12 protein-coding genes are annotated in these 19161 nt (G+C 50.0%); all 12 read right to left on the bottom strand.

Going from position 1 to position 19161, the window contains the following annotated elements:
- On the bottom strand, positions 1 to 290 hold a 290-nt coding region (locus tag ACVA53_RS07045), incomplete at its 3' end, for a helix-turn-helix domain-containing protein (protein WP_446504784.1).
- A 338-nt stretch (positions 291 to 628) separates the two neighbouring features.
- Positions 629 to 2041, bottom strand: coding sequence for a phosphoglucomutase/phosphomannomutase family protein (locus tag ACVA53_RS07040; RefSeq protein WP_446504783.1), 1413 nt, complete (start codon positions 2039 to 2041; stop codon positions 629 to 631).
- A gap of 49 nt (positions 2042 to 2090) precedes the next feature.
- Entirely contained in the window at positions 2091 to 4499 is a 2409-nt protein-coding gene (locus ACVA53_RS07035) for a GH36-type glycosyl hydrolase domain-containing protein (protein WP_446504782.1), read from the bottom strand.
- A 39-nt stretch (positions 4500 to 4538) separates the two neighbouring features.
- A complete protein-coding gene (locus ACVA53_RS07030) occupies positions 4539 to 6470 on the bottom strand; it encodes a beta-N-acetylhexosaminidase (RefSeq protein WP_446504781.1) in 1932 nt (643 codons plus the stop codon).
- A 7-nt stretch (positions 6471 to 6477) separates the two neighbouring features.
- Positions 6478 to 7353, bottom strand: coding sequence for a BadF/BadG/BcrA/BcrD ATPase family protein (locus ACVA53_RS07025; protein ID WP_446504786.1), 876 nt, complete (start codon positions 7351 to 7353; stop codon positions 6478 to 6480).
- Between the two features lie 4 nt (positions 7354 to 7357).
- Complete coding sequence (locus ACVA53_RS07020; protein WP_446504780.1) at positions 7358 to 9091, bottom strand: glycoside hydrolase family 9 protein; 1734 nt, start codon at positions 9089 to 9091, stop codon at positions 7358 to 7360.
- 10 nt (positions 9092 to 9101) lie between these two features.
- Positions 9102 to 10097, bottom strand: coding sequence for an ABC transporter ATP-binding protein (locus ACVA53_RS07015; protein ID WP_255042967.1), 996 nt, complete (start codon positions 10095 to 10097; stop codon positions 9102 to 9104).
- Between the two features lie 22 nt (positions 10098 to 10119).
- On the bottom strand, positions 10120 to 11091 hold the full coding sequence (locus ACVA53_RS07010; RefSeq protein WP_255042966.1) for an ABC transporter ATP-binding protein: 972 nt from the start codon (positions 11089 to 11091) through the stop codon (positions 10120 to 10122).
- A complete protein-coding gene (locus ACVA53_RS07005; protein ID WP_446504779.1) occupies positions 11091 to 12113 on the bottom strand; it encodes an ABC transporter permease in 1023 nt (340 codons plus the stop codon). The genes ACVA53_RS07010 and ACVA53_RS07005 overlap by 1 nt, the downstream gene beginning before the upstream one ends.
- Before the next feature lie 2 nt (positions 12114 to 12115).
- The gene (locus tag ACVA53_RS07000) at positions 12116 to 13102 is read right to left on the bottom strand and encodes an ABC transporter permease (RefSeq protein WP_255042964.1); all 987 of its coding nucleotides are present in this window, start codon (positions 13100 to 13102) and stop codon (positions 12116 to 12118) included.
- Between the two features lie 133 nt (positions 13103 to 13235).
- Positions 13236 to 14915 carry an ABC transporter substrate-binding protein gene (locus ACVA53_RS06995; RefSeq protein WP_446504778.1) on the bottom strand — a complete coding sequence of 560 codons (1680 nt, stop codon included), beginning with the start codon at positions 14913 to 14915 and terminating at the stop codon, positions 13236 to 13238.
- Between the two features lie 607 nt (positions 14916 to 15522).
- The gene (locus ACVA53_RS06990; RefSeq protein ID WP_446504777.1) at positions 15523 to 18915 is read right to left on the bottom strand and encodes a response regulator; all 3393 of its coding nucleotides are present in this window, start codon (positions 18913 to 18915) and stop codon (positions 15523 to 15525) included.
- Between the last annotated feature and the right edge of the window lie 246 nt (positions 18916 to 19161).

Genomic DNA, 19161 nt, shown 5'->3' with positions numbered 1-19161 from the left:
GGGTCATGGGCTTTGTCTTTGATGTATTGGCCGAGTTGCTCTTTTTGTGCTGATGTTAAGAATGCGGGTCTGCCTGTCCTTGGCTTTTCTTGTAGCCCTTCGAGACCTTCTTCGAGAAAGGTGTGAACCCATTTATTCACACTGGTTCTACTGACTTTAAGAAACTGAGCAATTTGTGTTCGTGAGTGGCCATCTTTGAAGTGGGCAAGTGCGAGCAGCCTCATTTTCATTTGAATAGATTTTTGTTGGCTTGCTAACTTTTTGAAGTCGATATTATTGAGGCTATCCATAGCGATGTGACTGTCTGAAAGAGTAACCTTAATTAGATCATATTTTTACTTAGATTGGTATTATACTAAGCCCAGTCGAAAGACTGGGCTTTTTTACGTTTGAAGGTTATGTTCGCCTTGCGGTCGAATGAATCCCGCCGGATCACTAGCCCTGACAAGGTACCCCGTCGTTCCGAAAGAAATAATAAGCAAAGAAAAAGGGTAGCGAAGCTACCCTTGCCGCGAAGGCAGAAAGCCTGCGAAATGTAACAGCAAAGCGCGTGTTACTTTAGGGCTCAACGTGTATCCCCAGCACTAGCCTCGGCAGTGGTACGGCTAGTACTGAGAAAGGAGGAAACTTACAAGTTTAAGAATGTTTTTAATTGGCGGACCACTTTCTCAGACTGCTCGCGATTCTCCATTTCGGCAAATAGTCGCAACAGAGGCTCGGTGCCCGAAAAACGAGCTAATGCCCAGCCGCCATTTTTGAAGTAGACCTTGGCACCGTCAGCATAGCTGACACGTTCAATCTCCCATTCAAAATCAGGCAGTTCTTTGTTGATGTATATCCGGTCGTAGAGGGCTTGCCGAGCGGCGGGGCGGAAAGTGCAGTCACCTTCCGCGGTATACGCAAAACCGTATTTGCCGTAGATTTCATCGAGCATTTCCGACAGTTTTTTGCCTGTCACGCTGATCATTTCAACCAGCAAGCTGGACGCAAACACGCCATCCTTACCTTTGATATGGCCACGTATTGTCAGGCCGCCAGAGCTTTCACCACCAATAAGCGAATCATCGGCTTCCATTTGTGAGCTAATGTGCTTAAAGCCTACTGGTACCTCAAAGCTCTTTTCGCCATGATCGGCAGCAATCTTATCAAGGATGTGCGTTGTGGCAATGTTACGCACTACAGAGCCTTTCCAACCTTTATATTCAAGCAGGTAGTAATAGAGCAGCAGTAGGACTTCGTTAGGATGGATGAAGTTGCCTTTTTCATCGATGATCCCGAGTCGGTCAGCATCGCCGTCGGTACCAATACCGATGTCGTAACCTTCTTGAGCAACAAGGTGCATTAGCCGATAAAGTGTTGCGGCATTTGGTGATGGCATTAAACCACCAAAATCTGGATTTTTGCCATCATTGATCACGTCGACTTCACAGCGACCATTGATTAACACGGTTTGCAGTGCGTTTTTCGCCACACCAAACATAGGGTCAATCAGTACGCGTAAGTTGGCTTTTTTGATCGCATCAATATCGATAAAGTTAATGATTGAATCAACAAAGTTATTCATTGGGTTGATGATTTCAATCAGTTTGTCATCAATCGCTTGTTCAAAATCAACGTGTTTTACATGCTCAGATTTAAGCACTGCAATCTGCTGTTCAATCTTTTGCGTGATGACTTCATCAGCATCGCGACCACCTTCGATAAATATCTTAATACCGTTGTAGTCAGCAGGGTTGTGAGAAGCGGTAATACAAGCTGAATAAGCACAGTTACGCTCTTTGGCTTCAAACATTACGATTGGCGTTGGAACAAACTTGTCGATAAAGCTGACTTTGATGCTATTGGCCGCGAGGACTTCAGAAAACCAACAAGCGGCTTTATCTGACAGGAAACGACGGTCATAACCAATAATGAAGCCGTGTTCAGCGACTTTTTCATCATTAATTATGTTTGATAGTGCTTGGGCAACAAGGCAGACATTGTCTTTGGTAAATTCTTCACCAATGAAAGCGCGCCAGCCACCTGTACCAAATTGGATCATGGGATATTCCTTAGGAAAGAGGGCAGCAGTGCGACTGCTGCCCATCAGGTTAGCCTAGTGTTACGATAACGTCGTTAACAGTGCCTTCCGCTTGAACGGCTACTGTTGTACCTGTTACCAGATCGCCGTTAATCATTATGGATTTCACGCCTTTGCTCACTGAATCAGGATTGACCACCTGGATGTTGTATGTCGCACCAAGCCATTGGCGAGTTACTTCAAAGCCTGGCCAGTTTGTTGGGATACAAGGATCGATGGTCAGGCCATCAAAACCAGTACGAACACCGAGAATAAAGTTAGTCACAGCGAAGTACGCCCAGCCAGAAGTGCCCGTTAACCAAGGGTGGTTAGCGCGGCCATGATCTTGGTGATCTCGGCCCATGACGAACTGAACGTATGAGTAAGGTTCGGCATAACGTTTTTCAATCATGTCGTTTTGGTTGTATGGGTTTAGGGCATCGAAAAACTTCATTGCACGGTCACCGCGGCCTAGCTTCGCTTCAGCAACCCATGCCCAAGGGTTAGGGTGGGAGAAAATCGCGCCGTTTTCTTTTACACCTTGGTAGACGCGAGTAACGAAACCAATATCATCGTTTGGTGTTGCGAAGGATGGTGAGTTTAGGTGTAAGCCGTACTCTGAATACAAGTTCTCATCAACTGCATCCATTGCTTTTTCGCCGCGTTCTTGCGACACCGCGCCCGATAGAACGGCTAATGTGTTTGACTCAAGGTGAACACGGCCTTCGGTTTGCTGCGCAGTACCGATCTTGTCACCATTCTTCGTTAGACCACGGATGTACCAACCACCTTCATCATCCCAAAGGTGTGTTTCACATGCTTCGCGAACGTTAGCTGCCATTATGGTGTACTTCTGAATATCAGCATCGTTGCCAAGGTATTTAGCAAGGTCAATAAACTCTTGTAGAGCCCAGAAGTGAAGGAATGACACCATTGAAGACTCACCACCGCCTAAGTTTAGGCAGTCGTTCCAGTCAGCGCGCAGGCCTTTACAGATACCGGTTTGTCCCACGTATTCTGCAGAGAAGTCTAGTGCGGCTTTCATGTGGTCATAGACAGTTGCGTCGCCGCCATCTGCGTATGGGATCACTTCGTTAAAGAAGCTGTGCTCGCCAGTTTCCATGACGTATCTACAGATCGTTGGAATTAACCACAAGTGATCATCAGAGCAGGTGTCTTCAATGCCGTGGATCTTGTCATCATCAGATGGCGTTGGAACGACCGTTGGTGATTTAGATGGTTCAACATCTGCTTTTTCTGGATCAAACCAATCGGGATCGAATAAGTGTAGACCGTAACCCGCTTTCACTTGGCCGCGCAGTAAGTCAACCAAGCGCTTACGCGTCATTGTTGGGTTAGCATGAGGCACCGATATTGCGTCTTGCGCAGTATCGCGATAACCCAAGCCTGTACGACCACCTACTTCAATGAATGAAGCGAAACGTGACCAAACCACACAGGTTTCTGCTTGGTACAGCGTCCAAGCGTTGATCATTGTGTCTAGGCCTTCGTTAGGCGATTTAACTTGGAATTTTTCACAGCGCTCATTCCAGTGTTGTTTTATACCAGCAAAGGCATTATCAACTTCAGCGAGATCTTGGTACTTCGCACGCAGACGATCACCGTTACCTTTACCGATACCTAGGATGTAGGCAAAACGTACTTCCTCACCCGGCTGGATGGTGAATTGCTTATGTAAGGAACCGCAATGGTTGTAACACGTTTGTGCAGTGTTGAAACATTTTCCCTGTTCAACGGCGAGTGGGTTCGCTTCATCACGGTATGTACCTAAGAAGCTATCACGTTGACCATCATATGAGTCTGGATCAAAGGTAGATGCGAGGTAGTAGAAACCCTCGAAATCGTTGGTGTTGTAGTAAAGATCGTATGTGATCACGCCATCCTTGTATGATGTCCCCGCAGAGTACAAAGACATCTGATGGTTTTGGTTGTCAGATTGGATGTGGCTGAAAGAGAACTCTACAAAAGAGAAAGCGCTAATAGTACGTGGCTTGTCAGACGTGTTTTTGATCACAACATCCCATACCTCGGCATCTTCACCTTTTGGTACAAACAGAGTCTTGGTGGCTTCGATGCCGTTGTAGTCACACTTGAATTTCGAGTAAGACAGGCCATGACGAACTTCGTAGCTTGCTTCGTCCAGGCTTTTTGCCACTGGTTGCCAGGAGATAGACCAATAGTCACCGGTTTCATCATCGCGCAGGTAGACATAGTGGCCCGGGCGGTCGAAGGTCGCATTCGGTCGGAACTTGGTCACTCGGTTGTATTCTGGTGAGTTATAGAATGAGTAACCGCCTGCGTTATGTGAGATTACGGTACAAAATTTTTCGGTTCCCAAGTAGTTGGTCCAAGGTGCAGGCACATCGGGACGAGTGATCACATACTCTCTACTGTCGTTATCAAAAAAGCCGTATTTCATGGTGGTTTAATCCTTTTATTGTAATCGTTGCCCTGCGCCTTACTCGCAGCGACGGTAATTGATGCCTACTTTGTCCAAATAAGCGAACTGCCCGTTGAGACGGGCTGAAAAGTCTGCCCAGCTACGATTTTCAGGGGCTGTCCAGGCGACCTCTGCAATGGCGAGCAAGCGTGGGTAGAGCATGTATTCGAGTCGGCTTTTGCTATTAACAAGCTCACACCACAGGGCGCACTGGATCCCCCTGACATGCTGGTGAGCTGGGTCGTCAGTCGGTAATTTGGCCAAAGGTTGGTACTGGTAGGCTTGCTCAAGAGGAAGTCGTCCTGCCCAATCGACGCCAGCTTCATCGGCAGACTCGCCCTGCGCTAAGTCGAGATAGGTTGCCTGAGCCGGCTGCATAACCACGTCATAGCCAGCTTGAGCACATTTCTGTCCTGCTTCTTCGCTCAGCCAGGAAAAAATGATGGTATCTTTGCTGACTTTGTCACCTTGGGTGGCTTCTTCCCAGCCCATCATCCGTTTGCCCTTATTACTAAGGTGCTTTTCGGCAAAACGTAATAAATGGCCTTGAAGTTCTTTGGGATCCTCATAACCATGTTTTTCCATTAGAGCACGGCAAGCGGGACTATCAGCCCATACGCCCGAAGGTACTTCATCGGCACCGATGTGAAGGTATGGGGCAGGGAAAAGATCACAGATTTCATCCAGGACATTGGCAATAAAGGTATAGGTGCCCTCCAGAGCTGGCGACAGGATATTGTCGTTGTAGCCTTGGATGCTGCGGTAAATCGACTTGTCATCGGGATCGGTCAGCAGGGCTGGCAACGACTTGATGGCTGCTCGGCTGTGTCCCGGTATGTCTATTTCAGGTATTACCATGATGCCGCGGTCGGCGGCGTAACGAATAATGTCGCGGGCTTCTTGTTTGCTGTAGTAGCCGCCATAACGCTGGCTAATGGTGGTAAATTGCGGCTGGATAAGCTCGTTGGGCCCTCGCCAGGCGCCCGTCTGGGTCAGTTCTGGGTAGGCATCTATCTCAATCCTCCAGCCCTCATCATCCGTAAGGTGCCAATGGAAGATGTTGAATTTGAAGCGCGCTAGCTGATCAAGTAAAAATTTGATCCTCTCGACGGGATGAAAATGGCGGGCGCAATCAAGCATCATGCCGCGGTGGGCAAAGTGTGGCTCGTCACAGATTTCCACCATAGGAATATGATAGGCCATGTCTGCCTGATGACTGGGTTGTGACGGCAGCAATTGCAACAAGGAAGCGGTGGCATGGCTGAAGCCGCTTTCGGTACTGGCCATGAGCCAAATATCGTCTTGTTCAACCAGTAGTTGATAGGCGCTGTCCGCGAGGTGTTCGCGGTATTGATAATGGATGCTACCCGCGGCGTGAACGGCCACCTTTTCATTAAGCAGGTTTTCAAGCTCTGTGCTTATCCAGCGGCTGCTCCCCTCAGCAAGAGGAGTGTCAATCTCAATAGCAGTGTGTGGGGTCAGGGCAAAAAGCCCTCCCAGTGGCTTGAGGTGCTGCGGGGCAGGAATAATATTGATTTCTGCTGCGGCCTCAAGTGCTGTGGTATGACGTTTGAGTTGAGGGTGTTGCAAGCCAAAAGCGGTGATCTCGACGGGCAGCGGATTAATCAACGACGTCGAATTACCGCTGCAGATAAAGGCATCGATGATCCCGTCATCCAATAGGCTGAAAGGCTTGGTACCAACAGTAAACTCGGTATAGAAGTGGCCATTTGGCTTCAGTGCTTCCTTGCGGCCGGAAGTTAAAATATTGTAGCTTCCGGTTTGTTCCAGCTTGCCATGAGTCAAGCTGGAGGAATCAATCCAGCGGCCAAACGTAAAATGCAGTGACCACTGAGCCAGCGGTTTATCTGATAAGTTGTGCAACGTCAGGGCCAAGCGGGACTGATCTTGCTGCTGTTCTATGACGACAAAATCGAGACGAAAACTCATAGCAACCTCACAAAGGGTAAAGGTTGTGGTTAGCGCGGGCCATTGCCAGCGCACCATCCATAGCATCACCCTGAGGAGCGGTGATACGCTGTTGCAAAGGGGGGATCAGCCAAGGTGTGATCCGCTCGGCAATGCTGCCCATCAGGCAGATTTTTTCGGCACCACGGTTGGTGAGGGCCTTCATCCACATTTCAATATCGGATGCTGTTTGATTGAGTAGCTCGATGCCGAGTGTATCTCCTTGATAAGCATGTGAAAAAATAGTGGGTGAAAACTGCCCGTAATCACAAGGACGGGCTGTTTTTGACCAGCTGACGATAGAATCGATATCTTGATTGAAATGGCTAATCACATGCTCAGCCAGTGGTGTGATTGGACGGAGTCCATCATGTGCCAGCAGGGTCTGCTGGATCAGGCGAAGCCCCATTACGGCACCACCACCTTGATCTGAAATAGGAAACTCGCGGCCGCCAACCACATGTTGCTCATTGTCTTTGAGTAGGATCCCGCATGATCCCGTACCGGCGATGAGAATGGCACCGTCCTCTCCTCCCCAAGCACCAAGGCAGGCCCCGTAGGCATCAGTATTGAGGGTAACGGTCGCAAACGGATGCGGTAGCGACATGAATTCATACCAAGCCGATTGCTGTTCGGCACCGGCAAGGGCCAGGCCGACGGACATGGATGAGAAGCTGTCTTTACCCAGCCCAGCCGAAGCTGCGGCAGTGGCAATAGCATCGACGATGGAGGCCATGGCGAGCTTGGTACCAAGTATGATATTGGCGCTGCCCGTTTTGGCCTCGCCCAATACGTGGCCGTTGTTGTCTGTGATCCTGGCACGGCAAGAGGTACCCCCACCGTCGACCCCGACGAAATAGAGAATTGAATCAGTCATTGTGTCGCTCCTTATACTGCAGCGCTACGGCCAACAAATACCAAGCTGCATGAGGAATCCATTGTTCTCCCCAACGCCAGTTTTGCAATATATCCTGATGTTGAGGGGCTGGGTTGAATGCGATGTCATGTTCGTTGTCAAATCCCGAAGTGATACCGTTGCATACCCCACCACGGGCATTGAAGAAACCCTGCTCCGGTAGGTAGTCCGGGTTGTTGCGGCCATGACCATCAAGCATCGATATGTCAAAAGGATTTAAGCCCAGCAGCCAATCCAGCAATTGCTGGCCATAGGCTTTTAATTGTGGTCGCAGTGACTGGCATGCGGCGTTGCCCGCAGCGAGGAATGCCATGCTGGCAAGGGAAGCCAAGCGGGCATTTTCACCCTGCCACCAGTAGCCAGTCTCGTTGTGGTGGGGAATGAAAAATGCTGACGCTTTACTGCCATCCAGTGGCTTGGTGTACTGGCGCGGATAGCCAAAGGGGTTGGTGACTTCATGGGTAATATCTAATTCGAATGCGACGGCATTGGCAACCACACAGCTCAATGTTTGTTGGCGTTTTGCTTCCGGCTCAACCGCCAAGTAATGAAGTAGGCTGATCACCGGTAACCCGGCTTCAGCCGCGTGAAAGTAGGGGCGAGAGCCATCACCGTTGGCGGACCAATAATGATTTTGCTGCGAATCGCTGTGTTGACGCTGGGCCAGCTTGTCGGCCCACAGGCGAGCTTGCTTGAGGAAGTCGCTATTGTCGGTGGCACGGAATAACTCTACCGCCGCCAGCAGAGCACAATATTCATCAATGATATTTTCACAGCCGTCATCGAGGTATTGTTGGTTGCATTCGATCAGGTGCCAATAGCCATGTTCGGCTGCCGTGAGGTAACGGGCGCTGTTAACCGCAGGATAACCGATTTGTGATGCGGCAGGGCCTTGTAGGATCCGGCAAGCAGCGGCTAGAGCGGCTATGGCTACGCCTGCTCCTTGGCGGAAGCCTGCTTGGTAGTCAGTCGTTTTGTTACCGCTTTGATGGGCATAGCTACAAATCTCACGTTGGTCGGTTTGCTTGCTCCATTTATCGAATACCGTGGTATAGAAGAAGCCTCGTTCAGATTGCATATTCATCAGAAAATCGGCGCCATGTAGGGCTTCTTCCAGTAGGCGAGTGCGGGTGAAAGCGGAAAATGCTGGTTCCTCGGACAAGGCGTCGAAGGCGGTCAGCATATTCCAGACCACCATAGGGATTTGCTGGGGGTTAAAATAGTTGCTGAAAGAGAGGTGGCTGAGGTACTTGCTAACATCGCCTGAAGCATCATACCAGCCACCACGGACATCGACCCGGGTGTCGGTGCCCAGTAGCGGAATCGTTTGGTCAGCAAGATCAAACTTACCGCCACAGCGTTGGGATTTAAAATAGTGCAGGACATCGCTGAAGGTGCGAGTCATCAATAGCCCCTCGGCGATAGCAAATGGTTCAGACAAGTTGTCACCGACACGTAGTTGGTATTTCCCACACTCGGTGAGTGCGGAGAAATCGACTGTGTAGGTGAGCCCTGTATGCCATTGATCGACCGGACCACAGGTCTCAAGAGGCAGCTGCATAATAGGTTGGTGGCTGCGACGACATAACAGTTCGGCATGCAAGACATCAATCGCTGATGCCGATTGGATAACCGCCTGCTTGTGGCCATATTGCTCGTAGCCTAAATGATTAATTAACAGCTGCATGTTTCCTCCATCAATTCTCGTACAGGTAACAACGTACGAAGTGGTTGTCGGAGAGTTGGGTGATCCCGGGTAGCTGTTCGCGGCACTTGTCTGTTGCATGTGTGCAGCGGCCGGCAAATGGGCAGCCAAGACTCTCTGGTGTCCATAGAGGAATTTCCCCTTTGTTGCCTTTGAGCTTTTCGTGGATCGATTTCTTCGGATCCGGTACCGCGGACACCAACAGTTGGGTATAAGGGTGCTGTGGATCGTGGATGATTTCTTCTGTGTCTCCCCACTCGACCATATGACCGACATACATGACGGCCAGATCTTCGGCGATATAGCGGGCTGTTGCGATATCGTGGGTGATATACAGCAGTGCCATCTCACGTTCGAACTTCATTTCTTCCATCAGGTTGAGGACGCCGGCGCGGATAGAGACATCCAGCATGGAAGTTGGTTCGTCAGCCAGCACAACTTCGGCGCCGACGGCAATATTCCTTGCTAAGTTAACGCGCTGGCGTTGGCCTCCGGAAAGCTGATGCGGGTATTTCGCCGCCGTTTCCTTTGGTGGGATCAGGCCGACCTGTTCAAGCAGATCGTAGACCCTTTCTTCCAGCTCCTTTTTGTTGCCTTTGCTGACCTTGTTATGGATCAGCAGGGGACGGGCAACATGGTGGAAAATGGTATGTGTTGGGTTCAACGAGCCGAATGGGTCTTGCCATACCATCTGGATCCCTTGGCGGTACTGCATGAGATCGGCTTTTTTCTCAATGGTAGCTATATCGCGCCCGTAGTACTCGATTTTACCGCCAGTTGGGGCGTACATCTTGGCTATCATCTTGGCCGTGGTCGACTTGCCTGAGCCAGATTCCCCGACGACGGCCAAACCGCGACTTTTATACATTTTGAATGACACGTCGTTGATGGCACGCATCATGGATTTTTTTAGCGAGTTGCTGTTAACCGAGAAGTCCTTGATTAGGTTCTTCCCTTCAATAATTGGTTGTCCGGTTGGTTTGCTCATAATGCTTCCTATTCCTTAATATCTAACTGCTTTTGTTAAATAGGTGGCAGTTACTAAAACGGCTGGGTTCCAGCTGACGGAGCTGAGTCGCTTGACTGAAACAGGCATCATGGGCCTTGCTGCAGCGGGCCTGGAAGCGACATCCAGTAGGAACTTCCAACAAGTTGAGCGGGTTGCCTGGGATCCCTTTCAGGCGGGGTTTTGGTCCGGTCAGTGGAGGGAAAGAGCTCCCCAGTCCTTCGGTATAAGGATGGAAAGGGTCTTCGAGGATCTGCTTGGATGGCGCGACCTCAACCAACTCACCGGAATACATGATGCCGATACGATCGGAGAACTCGACCATCAACGACAGATCATGGGTAATGAACAGGATGGAAAAGCCAAACTCTTCTTTCAGGGCGTAGATCTTCTGCAGGATCTCACGCTGTACCACCACATCGAGGGCCGTGGTCGGCTCATCCATGATGATCATCTTCGGATTCAGAGCCAAAGCAATGGCTATGACCAGGCGTTGGCGCATACCACCGGAGAACTGGTGCGGGAAGTCACGCAATCGGCTTGGGTGAATGTCCACGATTTCCAATAGACCTTCTGCTCGGCGAACTGCCTGCTGGCGGGTCATAGCGGTATGGCGCATGATCACATCACAGAACTGCTCTTCCAGCGTTAGGACCGGGTTCAGGGCGTTCATCGCACTTTGAAACACCATCGAGATCTCACTCCAGCGGAAGGCGGACATCTGCGCTTCGTTGAATTTCAGAATGTCGCCATGACCGTCGAAGATAACCTCGCCACCGGTAATGAATGCTGGCGGCTTATGCAGGCGCATCAAGGAGAAGGCAACGGTGGATTTACCACAGCCCGATTCGCCTGCCAGGCCAAAGATCTCGCCTTTGCCGATATCAAAGCTGACGTTGTTTACTGCGCGTACATCACCGGCATCGGTAATGTAGTCAACACACAGGTTGCGGATAGAAATTTGTGGGTTGCTCATTATTTCTCTCCCCCTTCAAGGGCTGGCTGAGGTGTGATAGTTGCCTCAGCTTTCTGGTTTTCTTTTGCCATGTTTTTCCAACGGCGCATGCCTTTGTGCGAGCGCAGCTGCGGGTTGGCGATTTCATCAACGGCGAAGTTCAGCATTGCCAGGCCGATAGCTATGAATGTCAGGGCCAGACACGGTGCCAATAGTTCCCACCAAGCGCCGACTAGCATGGATGACGAGGTTTGTACGTTGTAGAGCATGATGCCCCAGCTGATGGAGTTCGGGTTGCCAAGGCCAAGAAACGACAGCGTAGCCTCCATCATAATGGCGAGCATGACGGAACCGATGAAGCTTGCACCGACAATGGAAATCAGGTTCGGAAGAATTTCGACAAAGATAATGCGAGCTGAAGACTCCCCCAGCACTTCTGCAGCCTTGACGAATTCTTTTTCACGCAAGGAGAGTGTCTGCGCCCTGACGACACGGGCACCCCATGCCCATGAGGTCATCCCGATCACGATGGCGATAGTCAGCGGTCCGGCTTGGCCAATAAAGGCGGCAATCACGAACAGCAGCGGTAGCTGGGGGATCACCAACATGATGTTCATAGCTGCCGACAGGATGTCATCGACCCGACCACCGAAGTAACCAGCAGAAACCCCAATGACGGTTGCTAAAAAGCACACCATAATACCGGCACCGAAGCCTACGGCGAGTGAGGTACGGGCACCGTAAACCACCTGCGACCAGACATCACGGCCCATACGGGTTGTGCCGAGGACGTGGTCCGCATCCTTTGACATGCGCAGGGTACGTTTGCTGTCAGCCAGGTTTGTGGCAACCCAGCCGTCAGGGTTATTTTGGGCTGCCTTTACGACAAAAGCTGGGTATTCGTGCGGGTTACCGGTGCGCTTGTCCGGTGCATAATCAGTGATGACTGGGGCAAATATCGCACCAAAAAGAAAGGTGGCGATAACGATCAGGCCAAACAGGGCCTTAGTATTACTGGAAAGTAGCTTGATGAGTCCATTCATGATTATTTGCCTCCCTTACGCAGGCGCGGATCCAGAGCAACAATAAGAATGTCGGCCATAAAGTTGAAGAACAGCATGAACATAGTCATGATCAGCAGCTGGCCTTGCAGTACTTGATAGTCGCGTTGATTAATAGCGTTTAGCAATACGGTGCCAAGGCCTGGGTAGTTGAAGATCATTTCGATGATCAGCTGTCCGCCAATGGCCATACCGATAGCCATCGACAGGGCGGTGACACTTGGCAGCATGGCGTTCCGGGCAGCGTACTTGAAGACTATGCGGTTTTCACTCAGGCCCTTACCTTTTGCCATCGTGATATAGTCTTCATTTAGCAGGTTGATCATGTTGTTACGCATATTGATCAGGAAGCCGCCAATCTGGATGATCGTGGCACAGAACAGTGGAAGCACGGCGTGGTAACCCACATCTAAGTAGAAGTCCCAACTGGTCCAGTCAGGCGTTCTTCCTGGGGTATAGGCGTAAGTCGACGGGAACCATTTGGTCCCGATCGCAAAGGTGTAGAGTACCAACATGGCAACGACTACGGGCGGCACTGCCTGTACAACCAACATACCCGGTGAAATGAAGGCGTCGTATTTGCTGCCGCGCTTCCAGGCTGCAAAAATTCCCAATGTTGAACCTAGACAGAAAGCTAAGATCACAGCGGTACCGGCTAGGAACAGCGACCAGCCAACGGCATTGCCCAGCATTTCGTTAACGGTCTGCGGGTAGGTTTGGATTGATATCCCTAAGTCCCATGACAGGATACCTTTGACGTAGATAAAGTACTGCTGGTACATCGGGCCGTCGACAAAGCCCAATAGCTCTTTCATCGCAGCAATACGTTCAGGGGTCACTTGAACTGCCGCATTGGCAAACATCATGGTGACCGGATCACCCGGCATTGCCCGGGGAATGATAAAGTTAATTGTTATTGCGAACAGGAGCGCAATAAAATAAAAACTAAGTCTTCGTACAAAAAATCCCATAACTCACACCTTAAAATATCCAGCTTCTTCAACCAGATTTCAGACACACTCTTCCCTGACCACTGGCCATCGTTATTTCTAAGGGGAAGGTTGAAGGGGCGGTGCGCAAGGTGCGCACCGCAAATTGCGAAAATTACGATTTAGGTTTTAGGTCAAGCACTTGCAGTAAACGCTCTTGGGTGTTGGTGATTGGCATTGGACGTCCTTTCGGATTGCTCTCGTTCCACCAACCAGTAAAGCGTGCTGTGTTGTACTGAGAGGTGTAAGCTCCTGACATCACTGGGATCGTTACCTGATTCTCGGCAATGATCTTCTGGATAGCGTGAGCCATCTTCACCTGCTCGTCGCGGTCAGCTGTTTTGTAGAATCCAGCTAACAGGTTATCCAGTTTCTCGTTATTCCAGTAGTGCAGGGCGAAACGAGGCATGCCTTCGTTTGCCTGGAAGCGAGAGTGGTATGCACTATCCCAGTATGTGTATGGATCCGCACCGTGGAAGTAGTTGGTGTATGCGACATCATATGTTGCATCTAGCATTGCTTGGTTGTAGACCGAGAAGTCAGGTGTGCTAGCCTTGGCATTGATACCCACTTCTTGAAGCATTTCAACACTTAACTGAACCGTATTGTTGAAATCTGTCCAGCCGTTTGGTGACTGAATCGATAGTTCGATGTTCTTGCCTGTCGGCGTTTCGACAAAGCCGTCGCCATTGGTATCTTTGAAGCCTGCTTTTTTGAGTAGTGCTTTAGCATTGGCGACATTGTAGGTCATGTATGGCTTGTACTTTTCGTACACAGCGTTATCAGACCATGAAGCAAATGCCTGGCCTAGACCTGACGCGTAGTCGTTCACAACACCGCCGCCGTAGAAGGCGATATCGATGATAGTTTCACGGTCGATAGCCATAGAGAAGGCACGGCGGAAATCAATGTTGTTGATTGCTTCGTGGTTGCCTTCTTTTGGCGAATTGTAGTTCATCACGAATGCTTGCGAACCGCCGGCAGGATACCAGTACTTGTTATCTGGGCTTGCTGCTGCGTATGTGCTGTCGACATCTGGAATGAAAGCGTATGTCCAGTCAAACTGGCCGCTTAGTACTTGACCAAGGAACTGATCGTTACCGCCAACCTGTGGTACGCGTAGGCAGTCAACCTCTAGGTTATCGTTATCCCAGTAGTTAGGGTTGCGGCACTGGGTGTATAGTTGAGGTGTGAAGGTGTCAATTTCAGTAAACGGACCGGTACCTACAGGGTTCTCGTTGGTGAAGCGCGTTGGATCCTCTACTTTGCTCCAGATGTGCTGTGGAACGATCGCTACTTTGGAAATCAAGTAAGGAACGTTGGAGTTAGCTTCTGCCAGACTGAAGATCACCTTGTTGCCTTTCGCTTCGACGTCTTTCAGGCGGGCATTGATACCCGTGCGGTCTAGCTCTGGGTTCTTTTTCAGCAATTCAAAGCTATATGCAACATCTTTAGCAGAGAACGTTTTGCCGTCAGACCATTTTACGCCATCACGAATTTCAAAGGTCACCTGCATCAGGTCGTCAGACATGTAATAGTCTTTCGCTAAACGCATAACAGGTTCGTTACCTTTTAGCTCATTAAATACCACCAATGGCTCGAACAAGAAGTCATAGGAGGTGTCCAATTGAGTCTGTAGGTAAGGGTTAAAGTTACGTACAAAAGTTGGATAGAATTTAGAAACAATGGTTAGTTCACTGCGCTCTGCAGCAGTCACCATCGGGGCGGCTAACATGGTTGACGCGGCTGCGACAACGGCTAGCGCTAACTGAGTTTTCTTTATATTGGCAAGCATAGCTGTTCCTTACTCTTTGCTTTTAGTTTCACTTATGGACAAAAACCCGTACCTACGGGGAGGAAGAACCTGCTTTATTCAAGCTGAGTAACGCACTCGAACAAATGGCCTTGCAGGCTCTGTGTGCCTTAAGGAAACTCCTGATTGGCAAAACGGTCAATCAGGCTGCCCGTCAAAAACGTTAAATTCGTTTAATCTTCCGTAAAAAACGTTAATAACGGACTGTGATCTAACGCTTGCCTATCTATTACGTGTGCTTAAGATCGCAATTTACCTATCGGCGTTTCATACTGATAAATTTATTCATTATTATTTAATTGCTTTAAATCAGGTGCTTATGTGTTTAAATTTCGATGGGTTATGTAACGGAGTTAAAATCCCCCCTTAATTACGTGCGGAAAATTTATGGGTTGAGTTTGTTGTGATAACCTTCTCATAAACCGAAACTTTTCGGTAAAACAGGGGGGATTAGCCTGGCCTAAGGCGATTTTTGCGGAGTTTTTGGCCAGTGTATCACCGCTGAATATCGCTTTTTTTGCGTTTTTAGAGGGATAATTTGAGGCAAAAAAAAGCCTGCCCGAGGCAGGCTTTACACGTTCAGGTATTACTACTGGTTGATGATATGCTGCAGTTGCTCTTTCATTGTCAGCAGGTCTTTATAAGCAGCGGTATTGCGAGGGCTGCGCTCCAAGACAAAGTCAATGGTACTGAGCACGGTTCGCCAGCGCGGCGTTTTCGGTAGTGTTTCCAAGTGCAGGTATTTATCTAATGTGCGGGTTTGCAGGGTGCTGCGGTCGAGGTATACCCGCCACAGGCCACTTTCTTCAGCCAGTTCAAACTTGGTTTTCTGGGTTGACTCTTCCCACTGTGCCAGGGTTACCTTCATGATTTCGACTAACAATTCACGCAAGGCGTCATTCTTGCTCTTGCCGTTGTTATTGCCTTCCAGCTTATCGGCCAGTGAGCAGAACTCGTCACCGAGGTGGCGTAGCTTTTGTAAATTATCCTTATTGCGGTTGAAAGCAAAGCCTGACAGGACGTCGACGGCATTTTCGAGCACTTCTATTCGGTGGCTGCTGGTTTGGCCCTGATTATCAAAGATAAACATCCGCTGCAGTCCCGACTCTTCTGGCAGGTTAATGACATCGGTATCAAGTGATATTAGGCTGTCGCCAACCTTGAACATCAAGCTGCCATGGAAGTGGTGGCTTCGGCTGATATCCTGGGGGAGGTGGGTGGCCAGAATATCTTCGATATGGTGGCGTTCCACTTGCTCCGGAGAGCGATTGAAAAGCTTGCCAGCAGCGGTGTTAGCATAGCGAATACGCCCTCCACTTTGAACGCAGAGAATGGCTTCATTGGAGGACTCAAGCAAGCCAAGTAGGCGGTTCTGGGTTTCCAATAGGCTATTCTCCACTTGTTCCCTACGCTCGATCTCTTCAGCAAGACGTTGGTTCTCTTGTTGTTGTCGCTCGGTTTGTCCTGCCTTGAGGTGGGCACCAATACGGGCGGTCAGCTCTTCTTTGTTGAAGGGTTTGGTCAGGTAGTCATTAGCCCCGGATTCAAATCCGCGGATCCTATCCTGCACTTGTCCAAGCGCCGAGAGCATAATGATCGGCAGCTCCAGCATACTGTAGCGCTGCCGCAGTTGCTCACAGACCTCGTAGCCTGACATTTCGGGCATCATGATATCCAGCAGCATCAATGCCGGTTGGTGGCTTTCAACTAGCGTCAGGGCTTGCGGGCCACTTTCTGCGGTGATCACCCGGTATCCTTCCAGGCGGAGAAAGTTATGGAGAACCTGCAGGTTCACTGGCTCATCGTCGACAATGAGGAGTAGATCGCCATCAGGGCTCTCTTCAATCTCTTCCAGTTCACAGGCGTATGTTTCTGGTGATGGGATTTGGAAGTGGTTGTTGCGATTGGACACTTCTCTGCTGGCAATATCGCTGTCGGATGCCAGGTTCAGTGTGAAGCTGAATGTGGTGCCAATCATCGGTTGGCTACTGACATAAAGCCGTCCACCCATTAGTGCAATAAGCTGGCGGCTGATCGACAGGCCCAGGCCTGAGCCTTGGCGGTAGTTACCTGATTGGGTGTTGGCTTGGATCAGCGGCTCGAAAATATGCTCTAGCTGTTCGGCAGGGATCCCTTGGCCGGTATCAACTACCTGAATCCGGATCTGGGACTCCAGCATAGTCGCAGACAGGATGATTTTTCCTTCAGAGGTATATTTGATGGCATTACCGACCAAGTTATAGAGGACTTGCTCCATTCGCTGCTCATCCCCTTGTACCAACGGCAAATCATTGGGGATTTGATTGATGATCCGAACCGGTTTGCTGCCAAGCAGGTGGCTCGAGAGTTCAAGTACCAGCCTGGCGGCAGAGGCGACATCCACCGCTTGCTTCTGGATATCAAGATCTCCGTATCGCATCTTGTGGTAGTCGAGCAGGTCATCGACCAAGTTAGTCAACCGCTGGCCGCTGTTGATCATGATTTCAAGCTGTCGGCGTTGTGAGTGCTGGACCGGGCCGTTGGCCCCTGCCAGCAGTGATTCTGCGATACCCACCATACCATGCAGCGGGGTGCGCAGTTCGTGTGAGGTGGTGGCCAGGAATTCATCTTTGAGCTTATCGGCGGTTTGCAGCTCTTTGTTTTTTTGCTGGATGATTTGGAGGTTTTGCTCCAGCTCATTGTTTTGTTGGCGGATCAGGCTCATTTTTTCCCTGACGGATGACTGCATCCGGGCGAAGCTTACCGCCAGACGACCTATTTCGTCACAACGTTCGGTCCCTTCGATTTTTTGATCCATATCCCCGGCCGAGACTTGTTCAGCTGCCCAGGTTAACCGGAGCAGGGGAGCTGTGATGGAATTCGACAGCCAATGCGAGGCGATGATCACCAGCACGATAGCCGTTAGCATGGCGACAAAGAAAATGACCTCCAGCTGACGGATCCTGGCAAACGCTTCTTCCTCGGGCAGTTCGACGACCAGTGCCCATGGGCTATCCAAAATGGTAAGCGGGGCAAAGGCACTAAGGACTGGTACACCATTGAAGTTGGCAAAGCTACCGACCCCGCTGTCTCCTTCTAGAGCCCGGTTGATACTGTTACTGGAGAAAGACGCAGGGTCGTCATCGGAGGTAGGTAGTCGGGAATGGTGATCTTGGCCAACCAGAAGGGTTTGTACCGAATAGGAATTATTGCCGGTATCGCTGAGGAAGTCTTGGATTGACTGGTTGCTTAACTTGAACAACACGTAGCTGTGCAAATAGCCCTGCTGGATGATTGGAGCGGCGAACCAGGCTGAGAGAGTTTCTTCACCTTGTGCTGGGCTGAAATCAGTAAAGGCCACTGGTACTTGGTCGGCCATGTCTTGGGCGCGTTCAGTTTTTTGCTGGATCGCTGAAAATGTCTGACTCAGCGCCGGGTAGGTTTGCGAAGCCTGAGGCAGATTGATACCGAAGATATCCGGGTTGTTGGCTGCATAGACAATGTTGCCGTTGATGTCGACCAGTAGAATATCACTGAAATTGGATCGCTTTAGGTATTCTTCGTAAGCCCAGTTGTAGCGCTTGTACATCAGCCGGTAGCGTTCGTGGCCGACATAGTTGCCGGTACTTTGCTCGCCGAGTGATTTGTTGGCCAGAGTTTCGGTGTAGTATCGGCTTCTGCCTGTAGTGTCTAGAACTTCCGAGATGTCCCCGAGCTGGTGGTAGGCGCCGACGAGGCCATAAAAGCGACCACCACTGGCGTTGGCCAGCTCTGAGCGGGCAAAGCTTTGTACCTCAGATTCCCGAGCAACAAAGAAGTTGTTGAGCTGTTTCTTTTTATTGTCGAGAAGGGAGGCAAGGTGGTTGGTACTTTGTTCGGCCAGATCTTTGGTATGTGAATGGAGAAAGAATAGGGCCGACAGTATTAACGGGGTAATACTCAATACTAAAAAAGCCAGCATCAAGGTGTGTTTGAGCCGCTTGAAACGGGTACTCTGCTGCATTCCGGTGCCTGAAATTACTTGTGATACAAAGCTGCAATCAAGGTATGCCCTTGATATATAGATGTTGAACTGGATGTTGGTGCTTTACCGGTAATTGACAAAATTAACGGGTCGCTAGTGCGGATTGAACACCATAACTGCCAGTTATACTGTGTTTTTTTTTAGAGGCAAGAAAGTGGATGTGGAAGCGTGTTCCGACACACAGATTTGACGTTTATGACGTCAGAAATGGGGTGGTTATTGTCC

The sequence above is a fragment of the Photobacterium sp. DNB23_23_1 genome (assembly GCF_052873815.1).
Note: the sequence above shows the minus strand (reverse complement) of the source record. Positions and strands in the feature narration are given on the sequence as shown.

Coding starts and splice junctions, on each gene's coding strand:
- ACVA53_RS07040 (WP_446504783.1), bottom strand. CDS start 2,041: ATGATCCAATTTGGTACAGGTGGCTGGCGCGCTTTCATTGGTGAAGAA.
- ACVA53_RS07035 (WP_446504782.1), bottom strand. CDS start 4,499: ATGAAATACGGCTTTTTTGATAACGACAGTAGAGAGTATGTGATCACT.
- ACVA53_RS07030 (WP_446504781.1), bottom strand. CDS start 6,470: ATGAGTTTTCGTCTCGATTTTGTCGTCATAGAACAGCAGCAAGATCAG.
- ACVA53_RS07020 (WP_446504780.1), bottom strand. CDS start 9,091: ATGCAGCTGTTAATTAATCATTTAGGCTACGAGCAATATGGCCACAAG.
- ACVA53_RS07015 (WP_255042967.1), bottom strand. CDS start 10,097: ATGAGCAAACCAACCGGACAACCAATTATTGAAGGGAAGAACCTAATC.
- ACVA53_RS07010 (WP_255042966.1), bottom strand. CDS start 11,091: ATGAGCAACCCACAAATTTCTATCCGCAACCTGTGTGTTGACTACATT.
- ACVA53_RS07005 (WP_446504779.1), bottom strand. CDS start 12,113: ATGAATGGACTCATCAAGCTACTTTCCAGTAATACTAAGGCCCTGTTT.
- ACVA53_RS07000 (WP_255042964.1), bottom strand. CDS start 13,102: ATGGGATTTTTTGTACGAAGACTTAGTTTTTATTTTATTGCGCTCCTG.
- ACVA53_RS06995 (WP_446504778.1), bottom strand. CDS start 14,915: ATGCTTGCCAATATAAAGAAAACTCAGTTAGCGCTAGCCGTTGTCGCA.
- ACVA53_RS06990 (WP_446504777.1), bottom strand. CDS start 18,915: ATGCAGCAGAGTACCCGTTTCAAGCGGCTCAAACACACCTTGATGCTG.